Source organism: Pseudomonas sp. AA-38 (genome assembly GCF_029457475.1).
GTDB lineage: Bacteria > Pseudomonadota > Gammaproteobacteria > Pseudomonadales > Pseudomonadaceae > Aquipseudomonas.
In genome coordinates this window covers 3,635,719-3,660,628 of record NZ_CP120359.1, presented here as the reverse complement: position 1 = coordinate 3,660,628, position 24,910 = coordinate 3,635,719, and the positions used below count along the sequence as shown (strand labels likewise).

Here is a 24,910-nt window from a genome sequence, read left to right as displayed (position 1 = left end):
GGCCGACTTCTTGCTCTACTGGGAAAAAGATCGTGCTTGTGCCAGCTATCCGGCGCAGGCATTTCCCGGTCTACGCTTGATAGTGTCAGAACCGACGACCTGTGAGGGCATATCTTGACTGACTCTCGACGCATCAAGGGACGACAGGTAGCCATCGATTACGATGCTACGCAGTCTTTCTTCGAGTCCCGCGGACAGCGCGAATACACCAATCTGCTCAGTGCAACCATGTACCAGGATCGCGAGCCTGATCTTGTGGCGGCGCGTGATCTGGCCGAGAAGGCCGCCGTGGCAGCCGTGCTGGGTCTAAGTGGCGTCAAAAGTGCGCTCGATATCGGCTGTGGCATCGGTCGCTGGGGCTGGTTTCTCGTCGAGCACTGTCCTCGGTTGCAGTATCTCGGGCTGGATTTCTCGTCCAGCCTGATTGGCAAGGCACGACAGGAGGCCGAGCAGCGTGGTATCGCAGGGCTCAGCTTTCAGGTCATGTCGGCAACCGATATTCGCGCTGACGAGCTTGCCGTACCGGGGCCTTTCGATCTTCTTCTCATATCCGGCCTGCTCATCTATCTGAACGATGAGGACTGCGTGAAAGTGCTCCGCGATGCTGCCTGCTTCTGCGCCCCAGGTGGTGCCATCTACCTGCGTGAGCCGGTTGGTGTCAGCGAGCGTTTCACCCTCGATCGCTATTACTCTGAAGAACTGGCAGATGAATACTCGGCCATCTATCGTACCGTCGACGAGCTGCAGGCCATGATGAATGCGGCCTTTGCCGGAAAGGCCATAAGGATCGAGCGAGAGGGGTTCCTGTTTCCCGATGGGTTGGAAAAACGGGTGGAAACCCGTCAGTATTTCTTCGTGCTGCGCTGTGAGGGAGAGCAGGGATGACGACAGCCTACTGTTTCGATCTGGATGGCACCCTGACTCGCCAGGAACTGCTGCCTCTGATTGCCTCCTCTGTGGGGCTGGAAGATGAAATCAGTGTCTTGACGCAGGCCACCATCGACGGCCTGTTGCCCTTCGACAAATCCTTCAAGCTTCGCGTGCGCCTGCTGCGTGATGCCAGGCTGGACTGGATTCATTCGGCCCTCGACGAACAGGTGGAATTCGACCCGGCCATACTCGAGTTCATATCGCGACATCCACAGCAGGCATTCGTGGTCACCGGCAACCTCGATCTCTGGGTCAGGCCCGTGCTCGACAAGCTGGGGATCCAGAGCTTCACCTCGCGGGCGCGGCTGGGTCAGGACGGTCAGTTGGAAGGGGTCGAGCATATCCTTCATAAAGGCGATGCCGTCAGCAGTTTGCGCGGGCGCTTCGAGCGTATCGTTGCGGTCGGCGAGGGTATGAACGATGTACCGATGTTCGAGGCCGCCGACTGGCGCATTGCCTACGGCGGGGTGCATGCCCCCAACCAGGTGCTGGTCAAACTCAGCGATTTCGTTACCTACGACGGGAAAGCCCTATGTCGCCTGTTAAGCACGTTGTGATCAGTGCGGCCGGTATCGGCTCGCGTTTGGGGCTGAACAAGCCCAAGTGTCTGGTCGAGGTGGCTGGGCGTTCACTGCTGGACTGGCATCTGGAGCGTCTGCAGTGGGCCGAGACCGTCTGGCTGGTAGTGGGCTTTCATGAAGACGAAGTGATCGAGCATGCCGTCTCCCTACGCCCGGATCTGATCATCGTGCGTAATCCCGACTATGCACGTACCAACACCTTGCAGAGTATCTATCGCGTGTCGCGTCATCTGGGCGAGCGCTTTCTGGTTCTTGATGCGGATACCGTGGTCGAGCCGCGCAGTTTCACTGCCTTTCTTGAGGCCAGCGCTGATCATGAGCAATTGATCGGAGTGTCACCCTATATCACCAGCGATGGGGTGAGGGTGCTTCTCGACGATTCGGGGGCGCTGGTGCAGGGCTTTACCCGTGAGCCGCGTCCGGCAATGGAGTGGACGGGGATCGCCGTACTGCGCCCCGAGCTCGTGCGTAACGAGCCTATCTATGTCTACCAGGCGATTGAAACACATCTGCCTTTGCCTGCATTCGAGCTCAAGGCGTTCGATATCGACACCACGGCGGATCTCGATATGGCGCGCAATGTACTGGCCAGCCAATGGGGACAGAATCGATAGCCAGCCCCATGCATGCGCCTCGCAAAAGATGGCGCAAAGGCGAGCCACATAACAGGGATCGAGCGTGATCTTGGACGTAACGAGAAACACCCATTACAAGGTTGAACCCGTATGAGCGATAGCAGGGGTGAAGTCTCCCAGCGCTTTTGGCGCCAGGCCAGGAGTGGCCGGCTGGACAAGCCCGAGATCTACTCTCAGCAACATTTCGTGTTGAACACCTACATACTGCCGTTGCTGCCTCAAGGTGGACGGTTGCTCGATCTGGGCTGCGCCGATGGCGAAATTACCCAGGTGCTGGCCAAGGACTGCCGAGAGGCGCTGGGCGTGGATCTTTCGCCGCACCTGATCGAGCAGGCCTGTAAACGCCAGGTGCAGGGGCTGCGTTTTGCCCAGGGCGATATCACGGGGCTGGAGATCGATGGTCGTTACGAACGGGTGGCGAGCATGGGCTTGCTGGCCTGTCTGATCGAGCCTGCAGCTTTCACTCGCGCCGTGAATACGCTGGTGCAGGCCCTGCAGCCCGGTGGTTATCTGGTACTCGAGGACTGGCTGATGCTCGACGGCGCAGCCGAGCATTATCACTGCGACGCTGAGTACGAGACCCTCTACCGGCAGGAGGCGCCGTATCTGCAAGCCTTTACCCAGCAGGGGCTGCGTCTGGTGCAGCGCTTCGTGCTGGCCGAAGGGCAGCAGGGGCAGGGCCGGGTGCTGTACCTGCTGCATTGCCCGGCAAACACCGAGGCCACTGCGCTGAGCGTGGGGAAGAAGCTCAGCGTGGCGATCTTCTATCAGCTACCGGCCTCCTGGGGCAATGTCAGCAGCGTCTGGGCGGCCCTGTGCAAGGACGAGTCGATTCACACCACGGTGGTGCTCCTGCCTTTCCTGCACGTCGACTACAGTTGGAACCGGCAGGACTCGCAGCGGCATCTCGACGCCCTGGGCGTGCCTTACGTCTACTGGGATGAACTGGATCCGGACACGGCACACTTTGATGTCGCCTTGTTCACCTCGCCCTACGACGCCACCCGGCCGCTGCCTTACCAGTTTGCCGAGGTACGCCGGCGTGTAGCCTTCACTGCCTATATCCCCTACGGGCTCGAAGTGGGCGGTGGCGAGGCCAATATGGCCATGCAGTTCGGCCAGCCGGCGGAAATGCATGCCTCCGCCGTTTATGTGCGTTCGCAAGGGGCCAAGTCGTTGTTCAGTCGCCATTGCCCCACGGGAGACAGCCATGTGGTGGTGTCCGGCCATCCGCGCATGGATGGGCTGGTCGAGCTCGAACGCTTCCCGGTGGATCCGCACTTGCTGGAGCAGATCGGCGGGCGCCGGGCGGTGTTGTGGAATGCGCACTTTTCCTTCGACGCCGATCAGTGGTCCACCTTCGATCGTCTCGGCCTGGACATCGTCGCGGCGTTCGCTGCGCGCAAGGACCTGGCGCTGCTGTTCCGGCCGCACCCGCTACTGTGGCGCAAACTGGTCAACCTGGGGCTGCTGGATGCCGCTGGCGTCGCAGCCATGCGCGGCGAACTGGAAGCGCTTGGCGTGATCATCGACGAGCGCGCCGATCATCGACATGCCTTTGCCGCCAGTGATGCGATGATGAGCGATGTCGGTTCGTTCCTGATGGAGTACCTGGTAACCGGCAAGCCGGTCCTGTATCTGGAGAATCCCCATGGTCTCGGCCTCAACGCTGAGGGTGAAGCCGTGGTTCAGCATTATGATCGGGCCGCGGACATGGCCGGGGTCGAGCTGTTCCTCGATGGCTTGAGCCAGCGCCCAGCCGATGATGCCCAGCGACGCAAGGCGTTTATCGAGCATTTCTTCGCCGGCTTCGATGGTCATGCCGGAGAGCGTGTGGTCAATCACATCAAGTCGGCGTTGAGCCTATGAGTTCGATTCATCCACTGGCCGACGTGCAGTCGAGCGCCATAGGCGAGCACACCCGTATCTGGCAGTTCGTCGTGGTGCTGCCCGGCGCGCGTATCGGCAAGGACTGCAATGTCTGTTCGCACTGCTTCATCGAGAACGATGTGCTGATCGGCGATCGCGTCACCATCAAGAGCGGCGTGCAATTGTGGGACGGGCTGCGCGTGGCCGACGATGTCTTCATAGGCCCCAACGTCAGCTTCACCAACGATCGCTATCCGCGTTCGCGTGAATACCCGGAGCGTTTCGAGACTACCATTATCGAAGCGCGCGCCTCGATTGGCGCCGGTGCGGTGATCCTCCCGGGGCTGGTAATCGGGCAGGGCGCGATGGTCGGCGCGGGGGCGGTGGTCACGCGTGACGTGCCGCCTGGAACCCTGGTGTTGGGCAATCCGGCGCGGGTCGTGCGCAAGCTGGATGATGGGCTGGTGCAGGCATGATTCCCTTTCTCGATCTGCAGCGTTTGAACCAGCGCTTCGAGCCGGAATTCGTCGCGGCCTTGCAGCGGGTGCTGGCCAGCGGCTGGTTCATCCAGGGCGAGGAGCTGGCGGCGTTCGAGGAGGAGTTCGCGGCCTATTGCGGCGTAGCCCACTGCGTGGGGGTCGGCAACGGGCTCGATGCCTTGACCCTGATCCTGCGCGGCTACGTGGAGCTCGGCCGGTTGACGGCGGGTGACGAGGTCATACTGCCGGCCAACAGCTTTATCGCCACCGCGTTGGCGGTCTCCCAGGCCGGCCTGGTGCCGGTGCTGGTGGAACCGGACGAGGCCACCGCCAATCTCTCGCCGGCAGCGGTCGGTGCCGCGCTCACGACACGTACGCGGGCCCTGTTGCCAGTGCATCTGTATGGTCGTTTGGCCGATATGCGCGCACTGCGCGAGCTGGCCGACAACCATGGGCTGTTGCTGATCGAAGACGCGGCTCAGGCCCACGGTGCAGCATTGGATGAGCGGCGGGCCGGCAGTTTCGGCGAGGCAGCGGGTTTCAGTTTCTTTCCCGGCAAGAACCTCGGGGCGCTGGGCGACGGCGGGGCGGTGCTGACGGCGGATGCCGAACTGGCAGCCTGCGTGCGGCAGTTGCGCAGCTATGGCTCCAGCCGCAAGTACCTCCACGAGATGCAGGGCGTGAATTCCCGGCTCGATGAACTGCAGGCCGCTTTTCTGCGTATCAAGTTGCGTGCATTGAATGCTGACGTGGCCGAGCGAGATGCGCTGGCCAGACGTTACTGCGCGGCCATCGACAACCCACATATTCGCTTACCGGCCCTGCCTGGCAGTGGTGAGCGCCATGCCTGGCATCTTTTCGTCATTCGCAGCCGCCAGCGCGATGCCTTGCAAGCGCATCTGGCGCGCGCCGGGGTGCAGACGCTGATCCACTATCCCACACCTATCCACCGTCAGGCCGCGTACAACGAGTTCAGTGCGCTGAACCTGCCGGTGGCGCAAGGGCTCAGCGAGCAGGTGCTCAGCCTGCCGCTCTACCCGGGCCTGACGCCGGAGCAGGTCAACCGCGTTATCGATGCCTGCAATGATTTTGCCGCCATCGAACCCCATACATCTGCACGGGAGCACTGACGTGTCACTGCAGCATTGCAAGATCATCGATCTGCCGAAAATAGAAGACCCGCGTGGCAACCTCACCTTCATCGAGGGCGGCCGCCATATACCCTTCGAGATCAAGAGGGCCTATTACCTGTACGACGTACCGGGCGGCTCGCACCGTGGCGGCCATGCGCACAAGGACTTGCACCAGTTGCTGATCGCCATGTCCGGCAGTTTCGACATCACCCTCGACGATGGCCGCACCAAGTTCAAGTACCACCTCAACCGCTCCTACTATGGGCTCTACATCCCGCCGATGATCTGGCGCGAGATCGATAACTTCTCCAGTGGTTCGGTGTGCATGGTGCTGGCCTCGGAACACTATCTGGAGGATGACTACTACCGGGACTACGATGAGTTCCGCCAGGTCGTCACGGGGGGAGGTGACGCATGAGTGAGCGTCCTGAGGGGTCGATCGCGACGCCCGCCCTCGATCATTTGCGCGCCGGCCTGACGCGCTTGCGCGAATTCAAGGATGCCAGGCGCGCAACGCCGCTGGTGAGCGTCTGCATCGCGGCTTACAACCATGAGGCTTACATTGCCGAGGCGATCGACTCGGTACTGGCGCAGCGCTACCCGAACATCGAGATCCTGGTGGCCGACGATGCCTCCAAGGACGGCACGGCCGCCGTCATCGAGGAATTCGCGCTGCGCCATCCGGGGCGGATCCGCACCGTGCTGCTGGCAGAGAACGAAGGCCCCTCGCGAGCGGCCAATCGTCTGTTCGAGATGGCTCAGGGTGAATTCGTCGCCCTGCTCGGCTCCGATGACCGCATGCTGCCGGAGCGTATCGCCCGGCAGGTGGAGTACCTGCGCGGCGACCCCGAGTGCGTCGCGCTGTTCAGCGAAATCGCGGTCATCGACGCCCAGGGGGCGAGGGCAGGGGGGGACACCGAGGCGTTCTTCAACCAGCCGATCACCCACCTGCGCCGTCAACTGCTGACCGGCAACTTTCTCAATGCGCCCTCGGCGATGGTGCGCAGGAGCGACTTGCTCGCGCTTGGTGGTTATGACCCGCTGCTGCGTTACGTGCAGGACTTCGAGCTGTGGGGACGCTTGCTGGCGCGGGGCAGCATCGCCCGGTTGCCGGAGTGCCTGACCGAATATCGCGTGCATGGCTCGAACCTGAGTATCTTCGATGATCGCGGGCCGAACTTCTCCGCTCGCAGCGAAACGCTCGAAACCATCGTCGGCTTCGCCCGCCAGTGGCCCCTGGAATCGCTGCTGCTGCGCCAGCCGGAGCATGATCAGGAACGTGCTGCGGCGCTGCTTGAGCTGGCGGGTGTGCTGCAACTGGTCGATCGCAAGTTCTTCGGCAAACCGGCCCTGGGCACTGCCCATGCCTATCAGCTCGCCCTGCAGGCCGGGCGTCTGTATCCCGAGCTGGCCAAGCTGGCGAAACAGCATATCGAACGCAGTCTGGAAAACGGCTTCGATGCGCAGTGGCAGCCCTGCGCCTGGCAGCAGGGGCGCGCCTGGTTCGGCGAGCCGCGTCTGGCGCTGGGCGATGCCAGCGGCCTGCGCGGTGAGCTGAACACCTGGCTGGCGGAGCGAATTCCCACCCAGGCGCAGCGCACCCTGATCGATGCCTACCTGCAGGCCCATGACGGCGGGCCGTTGATCGCGGTGGTGATCGTCGACCTGGTCGGCGATACCGAAGCGCTGGCGGCCACCATCAAGAGCCTGGGGGCCGAGGACAACTGGTATGCCTCGGTGCGCATCCTGGTGCTGTCCGTGGCTGACGTTCCGGCCACGCAACGAGGCGGCAAGCTGCACATGCTGCAGGTGGACGCCGACAGTTATATCCATACGCTCAACGCCGAGCTGGGCGAGATGGATTTCGCTTGGGCGATGGTCGTTCAGGCCGGGGAACTGTTCACCCCCACCGGGCTGTTGATCGCCGGCCTCGAGCTGGTTTCGGCCAGTGCCTGTACGGCTGTCTATGGTGATGAGCTGCAGCGCCTGCCCTCCGGTGACCTCGGGGCGGCGTTCCGACCGGCGTTCAACCTTGATCTGCTGTTGAGCTTTCCCGTGGGCATGGCGCGGCACTGGCTGTTCCGTCGTGACGTCCTGCTGCAGCTCGGCGGCTTCGCTGAACAGGATGCCGGCGCCATGGAACTCGGCCTGATCCTGCGCCTGATCGAAAACCAGGGCTGGGGCGGTATTGGCCATGTCGATGAGCCGCTGCTGATTACCCAGGCCCCGGTGCTCAAGGACTGCCCCGACGAGCAGGCCATCATCCATGGCCATCTGCAGCGTCGCGGCTATGCGGCAGCGCGGCTGGTGCCGCATCTGCCGGGACGCTACCGGATCCACTATGGCCACCAGGATGTGCCGCTGGTTTCCATCATCATCCCGACCAAGGATCAGCTCCCCATCCTGCAGCGCTGCGTCGAAAGCCTGCTGGAGAAGACGGCCTACGGCAACTACGAGCTGCTGATCGTCGACAACAACAGCGAAACGCCCGAAGCCCTGGCCTGGTTCGAGGGGGTCGAGGCGCTGGGCGACAGCAAGGTGCGTATCCTGCGCTATCCGCACCCGTTCAACTATTCGGCGATCAACAATATGGCGGCGCGCCAGGCGCGCGGCGACTACTTGGTGCTGCTCAACAACGACACTGCGATCATCAGCGAACATTGGCTGGACGAGTTGCTCAATCACGCTCTGCGCCCCGAAGTCGGTATCGTCGGCGCCAAGCTGCTCTACCCGGATGGCAGGATTCAGCATGCCGGCGTGTTGCTGGGCCTGCGTGGCCCGGCCGAGCACCCCTTCATCGGTGACCCGATGGACGCGCCGGGCTATATGCAGCGCCTGCAGGTCGACCAGAACTACAGCGCGGTCACGGCCGCCTGCCTGATGATCCGCAAATCGATCTATGCAGAGGTCGGCGGGCTGGAAGAGCAGCAGTTCAAGGTGTCCTACAACGACGTCGACCTGTGCCTCAAGGTGCGCGAGGCCGGCCACCTGATCGTCTGGACACCGCATGCCGTGCTGATGCACGAGGGCAGCGTGAGCCAGAAGCGTATCGATCCCAAGGCCGCCGAGGCCAAGTACAAGCGCTTCGTCGGCGAACAGGATGCGATGTATGAAAAATGGCTGCCGGCGTTGGCCAACGACCCGGCCTACAACCGCAATCTCTCGCTCAACGGCAAGGGGTTCGAGCTGGAGGCCGACAGCAACCTGACCTGGCGCCCGCTGACCTGGCGCCCGCTGCCGGTGGTGCTGGCGCACCCGGCCGATCCCTGGGGCTGCGGCAACTACCGGGTAATCAGGCCGTTGCGCGCCATGCAGCGCGACGCTCTGGTCGATGGCATGCTCTCCGAGGGGCTGCTACAGGTGGTCGAGCTGGAGCGCTACAACCCTGACGTGATCGTGCTGCAGCGGCAGATCGGCGACGAACGCCTGGAGGCGATGCGCCGCATCAAGCAGTTCTCCTCGGCCTTCACCGTTTACGAGCTGGACGACTATCTGCCCAACCTGCCTATCAAGAGCGTGCACCGCGAGCACATGCCCCGGGACATCCTCAAGTCCCTGCGCCGTGGGCTGGGCTTCGTCGATCGCTTCGTGGTTTCCACCGCGCCGCTGGCCGAAGCCTTCTCCGGGCTGCATGACGATATTCGCGTGGTGGAGAACCGCTTGCCGCTCGAATGGTGGCAGGGCCTGGAGGCCAAGCGCAGGCGTGGACGCAAACCACGGGTCGGTTGGGCCGGCGGGGTCAGCCATACTGGAGATCTGGAGTTGATCGCGGATGTGGTCAAGGAGCTGGCAGGGGAGGTGGAGTGGGTCTTCTTCGGCATGTGCCCAGCCGCCATCCGTCCCTATGTGCATGAAGTGCATGCCGGGGTCGAGATCGATTCGTATCCGGCTGCATTGGCGCGTCTGGATCTGGATCTGGCGGTAGCGCCGGTCGAGCAGAACCTGTTCAACGAATGCAAGAGCAATCTGCGTCTGCTCGAATATGGCGCTTGTGGCTTCCCCGTGGTGTGCAGCGATCTGGAATGCTACAAGGGTGACCTGCCTGTGACCCGGGTGAAGAACCGTTTCCGCGACTGGGTCGAAGCCATCCGCATGTATATCAACGACCTCGATGCGGCAGCCGTGGCGGGGGATCGCTTGCGCGCGGCGGTTTACCGCGACTGGATGCTCGAGGGCGCAGGCCTGCAGCGCTGGCGCGACGCCTGGATGCCGGACTGAGTGAGCGATGATCACCGTCGGGCCAGGCCAATGGCTCGACGGTTTTCAGTCAAAATTCCATGCAGGTCAGGATTTTTTGGCTAAGTGATTGACCGGCAAGAATAAAAAAAAGCTGAAAAAAGTCCCTAAAGCTCCCCAGGGAGTCGCCGATAAAGAGATCGAATGCGAACTATCTGGGCGTCTGAGCAAGCAGGCCCGAGCTCGCAGGCTCAGACAATCGGTACTCAAGGTCATCTGGAGGCAATACCATGGCCCTTACAGTCAACACCAACGTTGCGTCCCTCAACACTCAGCGTAACCTTAACGCCTCGGCTAAAGGCCTGGACACTTCCCTCCAGCGCCTGTCCACCGGTGCCCGTATCAACAGCGCCAAGGACGATGCCGCCGGTCTGCAGATCGCCAACCGTCTGACCAGCCAGATCAATGGCCTGGGCGTTGCGACCCGTAACGCCAACGACGGTATCTCTCTGGCGCAGACCGCTGAAGGTGCCCTGCAACAGTCCACCGGCATTCTGCAGCGTATGCGTGACCTGGCACTGCAATCGGCCAACGGCTCCAACGGAGCCACCGAGCGTGCCGCCCTGCAGTCCGAAGTTTCCCAACTGCAACAGGAGCTGAACCGTATCTCCGAAACCACCAGCTTCGGTGGTCGCAAGATCCTCGACGGCAGCTTCGGTTCGCAGAGCTTCCAGGTCGGTGCCAACGCCTACGAGACCATCAGCGTCTCCATCGGCTCTGCTGCCACCGATCGTATCGGTATCAACCGCGTTACCACTTCCGGCGGTGCAGCCGGTGCCATCACCAGTGGTGCCAGTGGCGCTACCGAGTTTGGCAGCACTGCCTACTCGGATGCGTCCTTCGAGATCTCCTCGAAGTTCACCACCAATGCTGCCAGCGGCAAGGTGACCATCACCGGTCCGGCCAGTGGTGCAGCCGCCAGCGAGATTGCCCGTGCCGTCAATGCCAAGAGCGACGAAACCGGCGTGACCGCCAATGCCCGTACCGTGGCCGAACTGGGCGCCATCTCCGCCAGCGGCACCATCTCCTTCGAGCTCTACGGTGCCAACAGCAACACCAAGTCGACCGACAAGACCGTCATCTCCGCGGTCGTGACCGACACCAAGAACCTGGGTGCACTGGCTGACGCCATCAACAAGGAAACCGGCAAGACGGGTATCTCGGCTGTCTCCAAAGGTGACAAGATCGAACTGGTCAGCTCCCGCGGCGATGCCATCGCCATCAAGAACTACCAGGGCGGCAGCGGTGCCACCGCTACCCTGCAGGCGAAGAACTTCGAGGGCGACGAGAACGTCGGTACTGCGGCTACCATCAACGGTGGTGCAGGTGCCCGTGCCGATGGTCAGGTTCAGCTGGAAGCCGCCGATGCCTTCGAGGTCACTGGCATGACCGCTGGTCTGGGTGCAGACAAGTTCAGTACCCTGGATTCGGTCAAGGATGTGGACATCAGCACGGCGGGAGGTGCACAGACCGCTCTGGGTATCATCAACGGCGCGATTTCCAACATCGACAGCCAGCGTGCCCAGCTCGGTGCGGTGCAGAACCGCTTCGAGAACACCATCTCGAACCTGCAGAACATCTCGGAAAACTCCTCGGCTGCTCGTGGTCGGATTCGTGACACCGACTTCGCTGCCGAAACTTCGGAGCTGACCAAGAACCAGATCCTGCAGCAGGCCGGTACTGCTATCCTGGCCCAGGCCAACCAGTTGCCGCAGGCTGTGCTCAGTCTGCTGGGCTAAGGTCGAAGGCGCTAAACTACGGGGGGAAGGGCCTGCAGGCTCTTCTCCCCGTTACCTCATTGTGAGGATTAATTTATGGACGTCGGTTCGGTCAAACCTCCAGTAAACCCTGTCATTGCACGTGATGCTGGCTCTTCGGCTGCGATGGACTCGCGCCGGCAGCCCGTCGGCAGCAGTGCAGGCATCGTTGCTCCCGTTACCCAGGGCGTGAATGACAAGGCCCAGGCTGAAGCACGTATCGTCGAGCCCACTCAGGAAGTGAGCCGCGAAGAGGTCGAGGATGCGGTGGCTACCATCCAGGAGTTCGTGCAGTCGGTGCGACGCAGCATCAATTTCGCGGTCGACGATGGCTCCGGTCGTGTAGTGGTCAAGGTGACCGATGCCGGATCGGGTGACGTGATCCGACAGATACCATCGGAAGAGGCGCTCAAGCTGGCAGAGAATCTGTCGGAAGTGCGCAGCTTGCTGTTCAAGGCTGAGGCATAAGCAGTAAACCTTGGCATGGGTTTTGACTATTACTCGTCCACAGGACGAGTGAAGTCGAATTATTGACGAGGTAACGCGACATGGCGGGTATTCCAGGAATCGGCTCAGGCATCGACATCAAGAGCATCGTCGAGGTATTGGTCAATGCCGAGAAAGCACCCAAGACCAACCAGCTCGATCGCCTCGAGAAACAGACCACCACGCGCATTTCGGCCATCGGCACGTTGACCGGGGCGCTGAATACCTTCAAGAGCGCCATCGATCCCTTGAACAAGGCCTCCTTGTTCGAGTCACGCACGGCCAGCACCTCCAACAGCAGTGTGGTCAAGGCCACGGCGACTTCTACCGCCCCTGCTGGCAGCTACAACCTGCAGGTGCAGCAGTTGGCGAGCAGCAGCAAGGTGGCCCTGCAGGCCGTATCCGGTGGGACGAAGGCGACCTTCGGTGGCGGTAAGCTGGAAATTTCTGCCGGTTCGAGCAACATCAGCGTCGATGTTACGGCGGCCAACAACACCCTGGCCGGCATACGCGACTCGATCAACGAGGCCGGCAAGAGCAGCGGCATCAGTGCCTCCATCATCACCGATGATTCCGGTTCGCGCCTGGTGCTGAGCTCCACCAAGACCGGGCAGGGCAACGACGTCAAGGTAACGGTACCCACGCCGCCTGCCGGAGCAGCCAGTGGTGACAATGCGCTGTCTACCCTGGCGTTCACCGCGACAGCGGATCCCGATAACCCAGGTGCCTTTCTAAAGCCCAACTCCAGCACTGGGGCTGGCGGGGTCATCACCCAAGCCAAGTCCGCCAAGCTGACCATTGATGGCCTGCAACTGGAGCGTTCCAGCAACACCATCGAAGATGCTCTGGAAGGGGTCACCCTCGATCTGCTCGCCGCGCAGAGCAGTAGCGATCTGACCGATGGCAAGACCATCAGCCTCACCGTGGGGGTCGACAAGGGCAGCGTGAAGAGCAGCCTGCAGAAGTTCGTCAGCGCCTACAACGCGCTGATTTCCACTACCTCCCAACTGACTGCCTATGTACCGGTCGATGGCTCCGCGCCGGTTACCGGCCCGCTGTTCGGTGATACCTCGGTGCGTAGCCTGCTGTCTGGGCTGCGTAACGAACTGGTGAGCTCACCTAATAAGGATGGCGGCATTCAGGCCCTGGCCGAGCTGGGCATCACCACAGCCAAGGACGGCAAGCTGTCACTGGATGACAGTAAACTGACGGACGCGCTGGAGAACAACTTCGATCAGGTGGGTGCTTACCTCACCGGCGACAACGGGCTGATGGGGCGTCTGTCGAGCTTTACCGGCACCTATGTTGCCACCGATGGTGTACTCAAGCAGCGCAACGATGCGTTGCAGGTCACCAAACAGGATGTCGACAAGCAGCGCAAGGCGCTGGACAGGCGTGTCGAAAGCCTGCAAACCCGCCTCTACGCGCAGTACAACGCCATGGACTCGCTGGTGGGGCGCCTCAAACAAACCAGTGACAGTCTCGGCGGCATGCTGGCCAGCCTGCCAGGCTTCGTCAAGAAGGAATAAGCCATGAGCAAGAACCCCATCGATGCCTACAAGCAGGTCAAGACCAGCCAGGAGGTATCGCCTTATCGCACCGTGCAGCTTTTGCTCGAAGGCGCCTTGCAGCGGGTGATGCTGGCCAGGCAGGCGCAGGCCGAAGGCGATACGGAAATCCGCGGCTTGGCCGTGGGCAGCACCATCACTATTCTGGGCGTGCTCCAGGCGTCGCTGGACAAGGAGCTGGGCGGCGAGATCGCCGAGAACCTCGATGCCCTGTACGACTACATGACTCGCCGTCTGGCTGGTGTGGCGCTGGATGAAACTCCGCGCACCCTCGATGAGGTCGAGTCCCTGCTGGGCCGGATCAAGGGCGCCTGGGATGCCATAGGCCCGGAAGTGGAGCCGGCAGCGGCCAGCTGATTTTCGCTAAAGCTTTTACTGTCTGGGCCGATAGCTGAAGTATCAGCCCACAGGTAGAGCGAGAGCGATTATGAATGCCATGGCGGCCCTCAGACAGTACCAGACCGTCAACACCCAGGCTCAGGCCATCGAGGCCAGCCCCCATCGTCTGATCCAGATGCTGATGGAAGGTGGCTTGGCACGTATCGCCCAGGCGCGTGGTGCCATGGAGCGCGAGCAGACGGCGCTCAAGGGTGAGTTGATCGGCAAGAGCATTGCCATCATCGCCGGGCTGCGTGAGAGTCTGGATCACCAGCAGGGTGGCGAAGTGGCCAGCAATCTCGATAATCTCTACGAATACATGATCAACCGCCTGACTGAAGCGAACGTCAGCAACGAGCCGGCTATCCTCGAAGAGGTGTCCGGCTTGCTGCGTAACGTCAAGGCTGGCTGGGATGCCATCGCTCAATAAGCCTGGTATCGGAGGAGAAAGGCAATGAATTCATCCGTCCAGCGTTTGCAAGCGACAGGTGTGGCGCTACGCGATGCCTTGGCCAATCAGGACTGGAGCGCCATCGGCGAGCTTGATCTGCAATGCCGCATGGCGGTGGATGCCGCCATGGTCGAGGGTCTGCAGGATGAGGAGCAACTGCGCTCGAACCTGCAACAACTGCTCGATCTGTACCGCGAGCTGGTGAGCGTATGTCAGGCCGAGCAGCAGCGTCTGGCCGGCGAGCTGCTGCAGCTCAACCAGGCGCATCAGGGCGCCAAGGTCTATCAACTGTTCGGTTGAGTCGCGGTCGTTCAGCTTTGCCGCTTGCGCGCCTGGTCGCGACAATAAGCGGCAAATGCCGTCTTTTCCCATGCAATTTTCCTTCTTGATGCAAACGGCTGTATTTACGCACCACTGGCCATGGTAAATATTCACGCCATAAAATTGACTGCATCCGCTATATTGACTTTACTACTGGCTAATTGCCGGTTTTCGCTGAGTCTTTGGCGTACCATTTCCTTCACTCCTCGGGCCAGACGTAGACAAGATGTGGCGTGAAACCAAGATCCTGCTGATTGACGACAATGCCGCGCGCCGCCATGAGCTGGCGATCATTCTGAATTTTCTAGGGGAAGAGTACCTCAGTTGCAGTAGCCTGAACTGGAAGGAGGCAGTGGCTGCCCTCGATTCCAGTCGTGAAGTGCTCAGTGTGCTGCTCGGCGAGGTTGAAAGCCGTGGTGGCGCCCTCGAGTTGACCAAGCAGATTTCCGCCTGGGACGAATTCCTGCCGTTGCTGACGCTCAACGAAACGGCGACCGGCGACTGGCCCGAGGATCTGCGTCGGCGCGTGCTGGCCTCCCTGGAAATGCCGCTGAGCTACAACAAACTGCTCGACTCGCTGCACCGTGCGCAGATCTACCGGGAGATGTACGATCAGGCGCGTGATCGTGGCCGCCAGCGCGAGCCCAATCTGTTCCGCAGTCTGGTTGGCACCAGCCGGGCGATTCAACAGGTGCGGCAGATGATGCAGCAAGTGGCCGATACCGAGGCCAGCGTGCTGATCCTGGGCGAGTCGGGCACTGGCAAGGAAGTGGTCGCGCGCAACCTGCATTACCATTCCAAGCGCCGCGAAGCGCCGTTCGTGCCCGTCAACTGCGGCGCCATTCCGGCCGAGTTGCTGGAGAGCGAGCTATTCGGCCACGAGAAGGGCGCCTTCACCGGGGCCATCACCAGCCGCGCCGGGCGTTTCGAGCTGGCCAACGGCGGCACCCTGTTTCTCGATGAGATCGGTGACATGCCGCTGCCGATGCAGGTCAAATTGCTGCGCGTGCTGCAAGAGCGCACGTTCGAGCGGGTCGGTAGCAACAAGACGCAGACCGCCGACGTGCGCATCATCGCTGCCACCCACAAGAATCTCGAACGCATGATCGAGGACGGCAGCTTCCGTGAGGATCTGTACTACCGCCTCAACGTCTTCCCCATCGAGATGGCGCCATTGCGTGAGCGCATCGAAGACATCCCGCTGTTGATGAACGAGCTGATCTCGCGCATGGAACACGAGAAGCGTGGCTCCATCCGCTTCAACTCGGCCGCCATCATGTCGCTGTGCCGCCATGACTGGGCGGGTAATGTGCGTGAGCTGGCCAACCTGGTCGAGCGCATGGCGATCATGCATCCCTATGGGGTGATCGGCGTGGGTGAGTTGCCGAAGAAGTTTCGCCACGTCGACGATGAAGACGAGCAACTGGCCGAAACCCTGCGCGATGAGCTCGAAGAGCGCGCCGCCATCGTCGCCGGCCTCCCGGGGCTCGACACGCCAGCGATGCTGCCGCCCGAGGGGCTGGATCTCAAGGACTACCTGGGCAACCTCGAGCAAGGGCTGATCCAGCAGGCGCTGGATGATGCCGGTGGTGTGGTGGCGCGTGCCGCCGAGCGTCTGCGCATTCGCCGTACCACTCTGGTGGAGAAGATGCGCAAGTACGGCATGAGCCGCCGTGACGACGAGGGTAACGGCGACGACTGAGTCGCCATGGAACTGCCGTAATGGCTCGCCGCCATCGCGGAAAGCAAGCCGGAGCTTTGACGCAGCTCCGGCTTTATTTTTTAAGTGATTGAAAAATAATAAGAAAAAAGTGGGCACGCGGATTGCTTCAGCACTCCCAACCTGACCGTCCTCTGACGGTGTGTTGTGCGAGAGATGAAGATGAATACAAGCGTCCGCCCCGCCGAGCCAGCCGAGCCGGTGCCTTCGGCTCCGCTGGAGCAAGCCAGTCGTGCCGGGCTGGAACAGGCTTTTGCCCTGTTCAACCAGATGTCCAGCCAGCTTAGCGAGTCCTACAGCCTGCTCGAAGCGCGGGTCAGCGAGCTCAAGGGGCAACTGGCCCTGGTCAGCGCTCAGCGCATGCAGGAACTGGCTGAGAAAGAGCGCCTGGCCAATCGTCTGCAGAGCCTGCTGGATCTTCTGCCGGGCGGGGTCATCGTCATCGATGGCCAGGGCGTGGTGCGTGAGGCCAACCCCGTGGCGCGTTCACTGCTCGGTCAGCCGCTGGTGGGCATGCTCTGGCGCCAGGTGATCGCACGCAATTTCGCCCCGCGCGAGGACGATGGACATGAAATTTCGCTGAAGGACGGTCGCCGGCTGTCCATTGCCACCCGTTCGTTGAATGCCGAGCCGGGGCAACTGATCCTGCTCACCGACCTGACGGAAACCCGTCGCCTGCAGGATCAACTGGCGCGCCACGAGCGCCTGTCTGCGCTCGGGCGCATGGTCGCCTCGCTGGCTCATCAGATTCGCACGCCGCTGTCCGCCGCCTTGCTCTATGCCAGCCATCTCAACGAGCAGGTGCTGCCAGCCGAGCAGCAGCAACGTTTCGCCGGGCGCCTCAAGGAGCGCCTGCACGAACTGGAAAACCAGGTGCGTGACATGCTGATCTTCGCGCGTGGTGAATTGCCGCTGCCGGATCGATTGGCGCCGCCGGCGCTGTTCGCCTCGCTGCGCGCCGCTGCCGAGCCGCATCTGGCTGGGATGGCGGTGCGTTGGCAGTGCGACACCCAATCGGGCGAACTGCTGTGCAACCGCGACACCCTGGTCGGCACCGTGCTCAACCTGATCGACAATGCCATCCAGGCCAGTGGCCGTGATGTGCGTCTGAAGATCCACCTCTATCGCCGTGGCAGCCAGTTGCGCCTGTGCGTCAGTGACAATGGCCCGGGGATGGATGCTGCCACCCTGGCGCGCCTGGGCGAACCTTTCTTTACCACCAAGACCACCGGCACCGGCCTCGGCCTGGCGGTGGTCAAAGCCGTGGCCAAGGCCCATCAGGGCCAGTTGCTGCTGCAGTCGCGTGCCGGTCGTGGTACCTGCGCCATCATTTCGCTGCCGCTGCTGGGCACGGCAACCCACCTGAATCAGGAGTGACCCCATGACGACCAAAGTTCTGTTGGTGGAAGATGACCGCGCGCTGCGCGAAGCCCTGGCCGATACCTTGATGCTGGGCGGTCATGATTACCGCGCCGTCGACTGCGCCGAGGCCGCGCTGGTCGCCCTGGGCGAGGAGTCCTTTGGTCTGGTGGTCAGCGACGTCAACATGCCGGGCATGGATGGTCACCGGTTGCTGGTGCAGATCCGCCAGCGCCACCCGCAGTTGCCGGTGCTGCTGATGACCGCCTATGGCGCCGTCGAGCGTGCGGTGGATGCGATCCGCCAGGGGGCGGTCGATTATCTGGTCAAACCCTTCGAGCCGCGCGCGCTGCTGGAGCTGGTGGCGCGGCATGCCCTGGGGCAGATGTGCGCCAGTGATCGCGACGGCCCGGTAGCGCTGGAACCGGCCAGCGTGCAACTGCTGGAGCTGGCCACGCGAGTGGCGCAGAGTGATTCGACGGTGATGATCACCGGCGAGTCCGGTACCGGCAAGGAAGTGCTGGCGCGCTACATTCATCAGCAGTCGCCGCGTGCCACTGGCCCTTTCATCGCCATCAACTGCGCGGCGATTCCCGACAACATGCTCGAGGCCACCCTGTTCGGCCATGAAAAGGGCGCCTTCACCGGTGCCGTGACGGCCCAGCCTGGCAAGTTCGAGCTGGCCGATGGCGGCACCATCCTGCTCGACGAGATTTCCGAAATGCCCCTGGGGCTGCAGGCCAAGCTGCTGCGCGTCTTGCAGGAGCGCGAGGTGGAGCGGGTAGGGGCGCGCAAGCCGGTCACCCTGGACATTCGCGTGCTGGCCACCAGCAACCGTGACCTGGCCAGTGAGGTGGCCGCCGGGCGTTTCCGCGAGGATCTCTACTATCGCCTGTCAGTGTTCCCCTTGGCCTGGCGCCCGCTGCGCGAGCGACCCGCCGATATTCTGCCGCTCGCCGAACGTCTGCTCGGCAAGCACGTCAAGAAAATGAATCATGCCCCGGTGCGTTTCTCCCCGGCGGCGGCTCAGGCCCTGGTCGAGCACCAGTGGCCGGGCAACGTGCGAGAGCTGGATAACGCCATCCAGCGAGCGCTGATCCTGCAGCAGGGCGGTCTCATCCAACCGCAGGATCTGTGCCTGAGCGCGCCTATCGGTCACAGCGTTCAGGCCGCCGCGCCGCGCCTGGCCGTGGTGCCCAGCGTCATGCCGCCAACCGTGCCGACGAGCGACGCATTGTCGACGGTGGATGCCGGCCTGGGGGAGGATCTGCGTCGCCGCGAGTTCCAGGTCATCATCGACACCCTGCGGGCCGAACGCGGTCGGCGCAAGGAAGCCGCCGAGCGCCTGGGCATCAGCCCGCGCACCCTGCGTTACAAGCTTGCGCAGATGCGTGATGCCGGCATGGATGTCGAGGCCTATCTCTACGCCAGTTGATCCAGCCCTGGTAAAGCCGCGTTCGCCATCGCCTGGCTCTTCGTGTAGGAGCCAATTCATTCGCGATTCTGGCGGGCGCGGTGCTGTCCCTTTCGCGGATAAATCCCTACCGACCGTGCATGCCTGTCACCCGCGGCTTGCTCTTGCTTGAAGCTTGAGGCTTGCAGCTTGTAGCTGCTCTCTTGGCACCCTTGTTGCAAATACCCTCGCAAAGCACCGCAAGTGTCAAAAAGCGGGCAGTGGAGGAAGTCATGAGTCAGGGTGTCGAATTCAATCGCTTGATGCTGGAAATGCGTGCCATGCAGGCCGAGGCCATGGCCCGGCAGAAGCCGGCTGCCAGCGAACCCGTGCCAGGTGCACCGAGTTTCTCGGAGATGCTGGGGCAGGCGGTGAACAAGGTCAGCGAGACCCAGCAGGCGTCCAACAAGCTGGCCACTGCCTTCGAGATGGGCCAGAGCGGTGTCGACCTGACCGATGTGATGATCGCTTCGCAGAAAGCCAGCGTATCCTTCCAGGCCATGACCCAGGTGCGTAACAAGCTGGTTCAGGCATACCAAGACATCATGCAGATGCCGGTCTGAGGATTGATTCATGGCTGAAGCAGCAGTAGCGAACGTCCCGGCCAAGGCCGATGCGACAGAACCCAAGAAGCCGTTGTTCGGACTGAGCTTCCTGGAAAACCTCGCCGAAATGTCGGTGTTGCGTCAGCTCGGCCTGCTGGTCGGTTTGGCCGCCAGCGTGGCGATCGGTTTTGCCGTGGTGCTGTGGTCGCAGCAGCCCGATTACCGCCCCCTTTACGGCAACCTCAATGGCATGGACACCAGTCAGGTGCTCGATGTGCTGAGCAATGCCGGTATAGACTACACCGTGGAACCCAATTCCGGCGCGCTGCTGGTCAAGTCCGATGATCTGGCCAACGCTCGCATGCGCCTGGCCGCGGCCGGCGTGGCGCCGACCGACAACAGTGTCGGCTTCGAGATCCTCGACCGCGAGCAGGGCCTGGGCACCAGCCAGTTCATGGAGGCCACGCGCTACCGTCGCGGCCTGGAAGGTGAGCTGGCACGTACCATCTCCAGCCTCAACAACGTCAAGGGCGCGCGCGTGCACCTGGCCATGCCCAAGGCGTCGGTGTTCGTACGTGACGAGCGCAAGCCCAGCGCCTCGGTGCTGGTCGAGCTGTATCCGGGGCGGGCGCTGGAGCCGAGCCAGGTCATGGCCATCGTCAACCTGATCGCCACCAGCGTGCCGGAGCTGGACAAGAGCCAGGTCACCGTCGTCGACCAGAAGGGTAACCTGCTGTCCGATCAGCAGGAGCTTTCCGAGCTGACCATGGCCGGCAAGCAGTTCGACTACACCCGGCGCATGGAGAGTCTGTTCACCCAGCGCGTGCACAACATCCTGCAGCCGGTGCTCGGCAATGGCCGCTACAAGGCCGAAGTCTCCGCCGATGTCGACTTCAGCGCGGTGGAATCCACCTCCGAGATGTTCAACCCGGATCAGCCGGCGCTGCGTAGCGAGCAGCAGGTCAACGAACAGCGTCAGAGCAGCCTGCCGCCGCAAGGAGTGCCGGGGGCGCTGTCCAATCAGCCGCCTGGCCCGGCCGCCGCACCGCAGCAAGCCGCTGGCGCCGCCGCACCAGCCGGCCCGGTCGCTGCCGGTCAGCCGCTGGTGGATGCCAATGGTCAACAGATCATGGATCCGGCCACCGGCCAGCCGATGCTGGCGCCGTATCCGGCGGACAAGCGCGAGCAGTCGACGCGCAATTTCGAGTTGGATCGCTCCATCAGCTACACCAAGCAGCAGCAGGGGCGCCTGCGTCGCCTGTCGGTGGCCGTGGTGGTGGATGACCAGGTGCGTGTCGACCCGGCCACCGGGGAAACCACGCGAGTGCCCTGGAGTGCCGACGATCTGGCGCGCTTCACCCGCCTGGTACAGGACTCGGTCGGTTTCGACGCCAGCCGTGGCGACAGCGTCAGCGTGATCAACACGCCATTCAGCGCTGCCCAGGGCGAGGAGATTCCGGACATTCCGTTCTACACCCAGCCCTGGTTCTGGGACATCGGCAAGCAACTGATCGGTGTCCTGTTGATTGTGGCGTTGGTGTTCGGTGTGTTGCGTCCGGTGCTCAACAACATCACCGGCGCCGGCAAGGGCAAGGGGCAAGGCGAGGGCGGCGATGTCGAGCTGGGCCGCATGGCGGGTCTGGATGGCGAACTGGCCGATGATCGCGTGAGCCTGGGTGGGCCGCAAAGCATCATGTTGCCGAGCCCCACCGAGGGGTATGATGCACAACTGAATGCCATCAAGAGCCTGGTCGCCGAAGATCCGGGCCGTGTGGCTCTGGTGGTGAAAGAGTGGATCAACGCCGATGAGTGACAACCGTACCGCTACCAAGCTGACCAAGGTCGACAAGGCCGCCATTCTTCTGCTGTCGCTGGGCGAGACCGATGCCGCGCAGGTGTTGCGCCACCTCGGGCCCAAGGAAGTGCAGCGCGTGGGCCTGGCCATGGCCGGCATGCGCAACGTGCATCGCGAACAGGTCGAGCAGGTGATGGCCGAGTTCGTCGACATCGTCGGCGACCAGACCAGCCTGGGCGTGGGCTCCGACGGTTACATTCGCAAGATGCTCACCGCCGCGCTGGGTGAGGACAAGGCCGGCAACCTGATCGACCGCATCCTGCTCGGTGGCAGCACCAGTGGCCTGGACAGCCTCAAGTGGATGGAACCACGCGCCGTGGCCGACGTGATTCGCTACGAGCACCCGCAGATCCAGGCCATCGTGGTCGCCTACCTCGACCCCGACCAGGCGGGCGAGGTGCTCAGCCATTTCGACCACAAGGTGCGCCTGGACATCATCCTGCGCGTGTCCTCGCTCAACACCGTGCAGCCCTCGGCGCTCAAGGAACTCAACCAGATCCTCGAGAAGCAGTTCTCCGGCAGTGCCAATACCTCGCGTGCCACCATGGGTGGGGTCAAGCGCGCGGCGGACATCATGAACTTCCTCGACAGCTCGGTCGAAGGCCAGTTGATGGACTCGATCCGCGAGGTGGATGAAGACCTGTCGACACAGATCGAAGACCTGATGTTCGTCTTCGACAACCTGGCCGACGTCGACGACCGCGGTATCCAGGCGCTCATGCGCGAGGTGTCCTCCGACGTGCTGGTGCTGGCGCTCAAGGGCGCCGACGATGCGATCAAGGACAAGGTGTTCAAGAACATGTCCAAGCGTGCCGCCGAGCTGCTGCGCGACGACCTGGAGGCCAAGGGCCCGGTGCGCGTCAGCGACGTGGAAACCGCGCAGAAGGAAATCCTCACCATCGCCCGTCGCATGGCCGAAGCCGGAGAAATCGTGCTTGGCGGCAAGGGCGGCGAAGAGATGGTCTAAAGCATGGCGCCCAAGGAGCCGGAAAGCGAACTGATCCGCGCTAAGGATCTGACCGGGTTCGACCGCTGGGCCTTGCCCAGCTTCGACGAGCCTGGTGATGCCGGGGACGAGCCTGCGCAGACGGCAGAGGCGGTCGACGAAGCGCCCAGCGAGCCGGCGTCCGCCGAAGAGGCGGCACAGTCCGAAGAGGTGGCTCTGGAGGACGTCAAGCCGCTGACGCTCGACGAGCTAGAGGCCATTCGTCAGGATGCCTACAACGAAGGTTTCTCCGCAGGCGAGAAAGATGGCTTCCATGCCGGCCAGCTCAAGGCCAAGCAGGAGGCCGATGCCGCGTTGGCGCTCAAGTTGCAGGGCCTGGACAAGCTGATGAGTCAGCTACTCGAGCCCATTGCCGAGCAGGATCAGCAACTGGAAGTGGCGCTGGTCAAGCTGGTCAGCCACATGGTGCGCGAGGTGGTGCAGCGCGAGCTGAACACCGACTCCAGCCAGATTCGCCAGGTGCTGCGTGAGGCGCTGAAACTGCTGCCGATGGGGGCGGACAACCTGCGCATCCAGGTCAATCCGCAGGATTTCGACACCATCAAGGCCCTGCGTGAGCGCCACGAGGAAAGCTGGCGCATCCTCGAGGACGAGAGCCTGCTGCCCGGCGGTTGCCGCATCGAGTCCGAGCACAGCCTGATCGACGCCAGCGTCGAGACGCGCCTGGCGCAGTCGCTCAAGCAGTTGTTCGAGCAGCAGCGCGCACAGGTCGGCCAGCCACCGGAAGCGGACATCAGCCTGGATCTGGACGCCGTCGATGCGCCTTGACCGAATCAGTTTCGCCAGGCGTCTGGATGCCTATGTCGACGCCATCAGCCTGCCTAGTCAACCCGTGGTCGAGGGGCGCCTGCTGCGCATGGTCGGCCTGACCCTGGAAGCCGAAGGTCTGCGTGCCGCCATCGGCAGCCGCTGCCTGGTGATCAACAGCGACAGCTACCATCCGGTGCAGGTCGAGGCCGAGGTCATGGGCTTCTCCGGCGGCAAGATCTACCTGATGCCGGTCGGCAGCCTGGCGGGTATCGCACCGGGTGCGCGCGTGGTGCCGCTACCGGATACCGGGCGTCTGCCCATGGGCATGTCGATGCTCGGCCGGGTGCTCGACGGCGCCGGGCGCGCGCTCGATGGCAAGGGCGGGATGAAGGCCGAGGACTGGGTGCCGATGGATGGCCCGAGCATCAACCCGCTCAACCGTGACCCCATCAGTCAGCCTCTGGATGTCGGCATCCGCAGCATCAATGGCCTGCTCACCGTGGGCCGTGGTCAGCGCCTCGGCCTGTTCGCCGGCACCGGCGTGGGCAAGTCGGTGCTGCTGGGCATGATGACCCGCTTCACCGAGGCCGAGATCATCGTGGTCGGCCTGATCGGCGAACGGGGCCGTGAGGTCAAGGAATTCATCGACGAGATTCTCGGCGAGGAGGGCATCAAACGCTCCGTGGTGGTCGCCTCGCCCGCTGACGATGCGCCGCTGATGCGCCTGCGTGCCGCGCAATACTGCACCCGTATCGCCGAATACTTTCGCGACAAGGGCAAGAACGTGCTGCTGCTGATGGATTCGCTGACCCGTTATGCCCAGGCCCAGCGCGAGATCGCCCTGGCCATCGGCGAGCCGCCGGCGACCAAGGGCTATCCGCCTTCGGTGTTCGCCAGGCTGCCCAAGCTGGTGGAGCGTGCCGGCAATGCCGAAGCTGGTGGCGGCTCGATCACCGCCTTCTACACGGTGCTTTCCGAAGGCGACGACCAGCAGGATCCCATTGCCGATGCGGCGCGCGGCGTGCTCGATGGCCACTTCGTGCTGTCACGGCGGCTGGCCGAGGAGGGGCATTACCCGGCCATCGACATCGAGGCGTCCATCAGCCGGGTGATGCCGCAGGTGGTGCCGCCGGAGCAGCTCAAGCAGGCACAGCGCTTCAAGCAGCTCTGGTCGCGTTATCAGCAGAGTCGTGACCTGATCAGCGTCGGTGCCTATGTGCCCGGTGGCGATGCCGACACCGACCTGGCTATCGCCCGCCAGCCGCAGATGGCGCATTACCTGCGCCAGGGGCTCGACGAGAGCGTGAGCATGGCCCAGAGCCGTGAACAACTGAGCGCGGTGCTGGGCCAGTGAGCAAGGTGCCTGAACCAAGCGCCGTCTGCATCGGAGCCTGGGCT

22 protein-coding genes are annotated in these 24,910 nt (G+C 62.8%); all 22 read left to right on the top strand.

Annotated elements, in window-relative coordinates:
- Window positions 1–114 precede the first annotated feature (114 nt).
- Window positions 115–885: a class I SAM-dependent methyltransferase gene (locus PVE35_RS16895; protein WP_268178283.1), complete on the top strand. Its 771-nt coding sequence runs from the start codon at window positions 115–117 to the stop codon at window positions 883–885.
- The gene (locus tag PVE35_RS16890) at window positions 882–1,487 is read left to right on the top strand and encodes an HAD family phosphatase (protein WP_268178282.1); all 606 of its coding nucleotides are present in this window, start codon (window positions 882–884) and stop codon (window positions 1,485–1,487) included. Before PVE35_RS16895 ends, PVE35_RS16890 begins: the two co-directional genes overlap by 4 nt.
- On the top strand, window positions 1,463–2,125 hold the full coding sequence (locus PVE35_RS16885; RefSeq protein WP_277372445.1) for an NTP transferase domain-containing protein: 663 nt from the start codon (window positions 1,463–1,465) through the stop codon (window positions 2,123–2,125). Before PVE35_RS16890 ends, PVE35_RS16885 begins: the two co-directional genes overlap by 25 nt.
- Window positions 2,126–2,236: 111 nt before the next feature.
- Entirely contained in the window at window positions 2,237–4,015 is a 1,779-nt protein-coding gene (locus tag PVE35_RS16880; protein WP_277372444.1) for a methyltransferase domain-containing protein, read from the top strand.
- Window positions 4,012–4,491 carry an acyltransferase gene (locus PVE35_RS16875; protein WP_268178279.1) on the top strand — a complete coding sequence of 160 codons (480 nt, stop codon included), beginning with the start codon at window positions 4,012–4,014 and terminating at the stop codon, window positions 4,489–4,491. The genes PVE35_RS16880 and PVE35_RS16875 overlap by 4 nt, the downstream gene beginning before the upstream one ends.
- Window positions 4,488–5,624: a DegT/DnrJ/EryC1/StrS family aminotransferase gene (locus PVE35_RS16870; protein WP_268178278.1), complete on the top strand. Its 1,137-nt coding sequence runs from the start codon at window positions 4,488–4,490 to the stop codon at window positions 5,622–5,624. Before PVE35_RS16875 ends, PVE35_RS16870 begins: the two co-directional genes overlap by 4 nt.
- A 1-nt stretch (window position 5,625) precedes the next feature.
- Window positions 5,626–6,045 carry an FdtA/QdtA family cupin domain-containing protein gene (locus PVE35_RS16865; RefSeq protein WP_268178277.1) on the top strand — a complete coding sequence of 140 codons (420 nt, stop codon included), beginning with the start codon at window positions 5,626–5,628 and terminating at the stop codon, window positions 6,043–6,045.
- The gene (locus PVE35_RS16860; RefSeq protein ID WP_277372443.1) at window positions 6,042–9,845 is read left to right on the top strand and encodes a glycosyltransferase; all 3,804 of its coding nucleotides are present in this window, start codon (window positions 6,042–6,044) and stop codon (window positions 9,843–9,845) included. The genes PVE35_RS16865 and PVE35_RS16860 overlap by 4 nt, the downstream gene beginning before the upstream one ends.
- A 248-nt stretch (window positions 9,846–10,093) precedes the next feature.
- On the top strand, window positions 10,094–11,602 hold the full coding sequence (locus tag PVE35_RS16855; RefSeq protein ID WP_268178275.1) for a flagellin: 1,509 nt from the start codon (window positions 10,094–10,096) through the stop codon (window positions 11,600–11,602).
- 75 nt (window positions 11,603–11,677) lie between these two features.
- Complete coding sequence (locus tag PVE35_RS16850) at window positions 11,678–12,088, top strand: flagellar protein FlaG (RefSeq protein WP_268178274.1); 411 nt, start codon at window positions 11,678–11,680, stop codon at window positions 12,086–12,088.
- A gap of 80 nt (window positions 12,089–12,168) precedes the next feature.
- Complete coding sequence (gene fliD / locus PVE35_RS16845) at window positions 12,169–13,635, top strand: flagellar filament capping protein FliD (RefSeq protein WP_268178273.1); 1,467 nt, start codon at window positions 12,169–12,171, stop codon at window positions 13,633–13,635.
- A 3-nt stretch (window positions 13,636–13,638) separates the two neighbouring features.
- A complete protein-coding gene (fliS, locus tag PVE35_RS16840; RefSeq protein ID WP_268178271.1) occupies window positions 13,639–14,031 on the top strand; it encodes a flagellar export chaperone FliS in 393 nt (130 codons plus the stop codon).
- Between the two features lie 70 nt (window positions 14,032–14,101).
- Window positions 14,102–14,482: a flagellar export chaperone FliS gene (gene fliS / locus PVE35_RS16835; protein WP_268178270.1), complete on the top strand. Its 381-nt coding sequence runs from the start codon at window positions 14,102–14,104 to the stop codon at window positions 14,480–14,482.
- A 24-nt stretch (window positions 14,483–14,506) separates the two neighbouring features.
- Window positions 14,507–14,803 carry a flagellar protein FliT gene (locus PVE35_RS16830; RefSeq protein ID WP_268178269.1) on the top strand — a complete coding sequence of 99 codons (297 nt, stop codon included), beginning with the start codon at window positions 14,507–14,509 and terminating at the stop codon, window positions 14,801–14,803.
- A 247-nt stretch (window positions 14,804–15,050) separates the two neighbouring features.
- On the top strand, window positions 15,051–16,526 hold the full coding sequence (locus PVE35_RS16825; protein ID WP_277372442.1) for a sigma-54 dependent transcriptional regulator: 1,476 nt from the start codon (window positions 15,051–15,053) through the stop codon (window positions 16,524–16,526).
- 180 nt (window positions 16,527–16,706) lie between these two features.
- Window positions 16,707–17,921, top strand: a complete 1,215-nt coding sequence (locus PVE35_RS16820; RefSeq protein ID WP_277372441.1) for an ATP-binding protein — start codon at window positions 16,707–16,709, stop codon at window positions 17,919–17,921.
- Window positions 17,922–17,925: 4 nt separating this feature from the next.
- Window positions 17,926–19,338 carry a sigma-54-dependent response regulator transcription factor FleR gene (fleR, locus tag PVE35_RS16815; protein WP_277372440.1) on the top strand — a complete coding sequence of 471 codons (1,413 nt, stop codon included), beginning with the start codon at window positions 17,926–17,928 and terminating at the stop codon, window positions 19,336–19,338.
- 251 nt (window positions 19,339–19,589) lie between these two features.
- Window positions 19,590–19,919: a flagellar hook-basal body complex protein FliE gene (gene fliE, locus PVE35_RS16810; protein ID WP_268178264.1), complete on the top strand. Its 330-nt coding sequence runs from the start codon at window positions 19,590–19,592 to the stop codon at window positions 19,917–19,919.
- Window positions 19,920–19,929: 10 nt separating this feature from the next.
- A complete protein-coding gene (gene fliF / locus PVE35_RS16805) occupies window positions 19,930–21,714 on the top strand; it encodes a flagellar basal-body MS-ring/collar protein FliF (RefSeq protein WP_268178262.1) in 1,785 nt (594 codons plus the stop codon).
- Window positions 21,707–22,723 (top strand): flagellar motor switch protein FliG, encoded by a 1,017-nt coding sequence (gene fliG / locus PVE35_RS16800; RefSeq protein WP_268178260.1) that lies wholly within the window; start codon window positions 21,707–21,709, stop codon window positions 22,721–22,723. Before fliF ends, fliG begins: the two co-directional genes overlap by 8 nt.
- A 3-nt stretch (window positions 22,724–22,726) precedes the next feature.
- Window positions 22,727–23,530 (top strand): flagellar assembly protein FliH, encoded by an 804-nt coding sequence (fliH, locus tag PVE35_RS16795; protein ID WP_268178258.1) that lies wholly within the window; start codon window positions 22,727–22,729, stop codon window positions 23,528–23,530.
- Window positions 23,520–24,866, top strand: a complete 1,347-nt coding sequence (gene fliI / locus PVE35_RS16790; RefSeq protein ID WP_268178256.1) for a flagellar protein export ATPase FliI — start codon at window positions 23,520–23,522, stop codon at window positions 24,864–24,866. Before fliH ends, fliI begins: the two co-directional genes overlap by 11 nt.
- The last annotated feature ends 44 nt before the right edge of the window (window positions 24,867–24,910 follow it).

Excerpts from the sequence above, each read along its gene's own strand:
- PVE35_RS16890 (WP_268178282.1), top strand. The coding sequence starts at position 882 with ATGACGACAGCCTACTGTTTCGATCTGGATGGCACCCTGACTCGCCAG.
- PVE35_RS16885 (WP_277372445.1), top strand. The coding sequence starts at position 1,463 with ATGTCGCCTGTTAAGCACGTTGTGATCAGTGCGGCCGGTATCGGCTCG.
- PVE35_RS16880 (WP_277372444.1), top strand. The coding sequence starts at position 2,237 with ATGAGCGATAGCAGGGGTGAAGTCTCCCAGCGCTTTTGGCGCCAGGCC.
- PVE35_RS16875 (WP_268178279.1), top strand. The coding sequence starts at position 4,012 with ATGAGTTCGATTCATCCACTGGCCGACGTGCAGTCGAGCGCCATAGGC.
- PVE35_RS16870 (WP_268178278.1), top strand. The coding sequence starts at position 4,488 with ATGATTCCCTTTCTCGATCTGCAGCGTTTGAACCAGCGCTTCGAGCCG.
- PVE35_RS16860 (WP_277372443.1), top strand. The coding sequence starts at position 6,042 with ATGAGTGAGCGTCCTGAGGGGTCGATCGCGACGCCCGCCCTCGATCAT.
- PVE35_RS16855 (WP_268178275.1), top strand. The coding sequence starts at position 10,094 with ATGGCCCTTACAGTCAACACCAACGTTGCGTCCCTCAACACTCAGCGT.
- PVE35_RS16850 (WP_268178274.1), top strand. The coding sequence starts at position 11,678 with ATGGACGTCGGTTCGGTCAAACCTCCAGTAAACCCTGTCATTGCACGT.
- fliD (WP_268178273.1), top strand. The coding sequence starts at position 12,169 with ATGGCGGGTATTCCAGGAATCGGCTCAGGCATCGACATCAAGAGCATC.
- fliS (WP_268178271.1), top strand. The coding sequence starts at position 13,639 with ATGAGCAAGAACCCCATCGATGCCTACAAGCAGGTCAAGACCAGCCAG.
- fliS (WP_268178270.1), top strand. The coding sequence starts at position 14,102 with ATGAATGCCATGGCGGCCCTCAGACAGTACCAGACCGTCAACACCCAG.
- PVE35_RS16830 (WP_268178269.1), top strand. The coding sequence starts at position 14,507 with ATGAATTCATCCGTCCAGCGTTTGCAAGCGACAGGTGTGGCGCTACGC.
- PVE35_RS16825 (WP_277372442.1), top strand. The coding sequence starts at position 15,051 with ATGTGGCGTGAAACCAAGATCCTGCTGATTGACGACAATGCCGCGCGC.
- PVE35_RS16820 (WP_277372441.1), top strand. The coding sequence starts at position 16,707 with ATGAATACAAGCGTCCGCCCCGCCGAGCCAGCCGAGCCGGTGCCTTCG.
- fleR (WP_277372440.1), top strand. The coding sequence starts at position 17,926 with ATGACGACCAAAGTTCTGTTGGTGGAAGATGACCGCGCGCTGCGCGAA.
- fliE (WP_268178264.1), top strand. The coding sequence starts at position 19,590 with ATGAGTCAGGGTGTCGAATTCAATCGCTTGATGCTGGAAATGCGTGCC.
- fliF (WP_268178262.1), top strand. The coding sequence starts at position 19,930 with ATGGCTGAAGCAGCAGTAGCGAACGTCCCGGCCAAGGCCGATGCGACA.
- fliG (WP_268178260.1), top strand. The coding sequence starts at position 21,707 with ATGAGTGACAACCGTACCGCTACCAAGCTGACCAAGGTCGACAAGGCC.
- fliH (WP_268178258.1), top strand. The coding sequence starts at position 22,727 with ATGGCGCCCAAGGAGCCGGAAAGCGAACTGATCCGCGCTAAGGATCTG.
- fliI (WP_268178256.1), top strand. The coding sequence starts at position 23,520 with ATGCGCCTTGACCGAATCAGTTTCGCCAGGCGTCTGGATGCCTATGTC.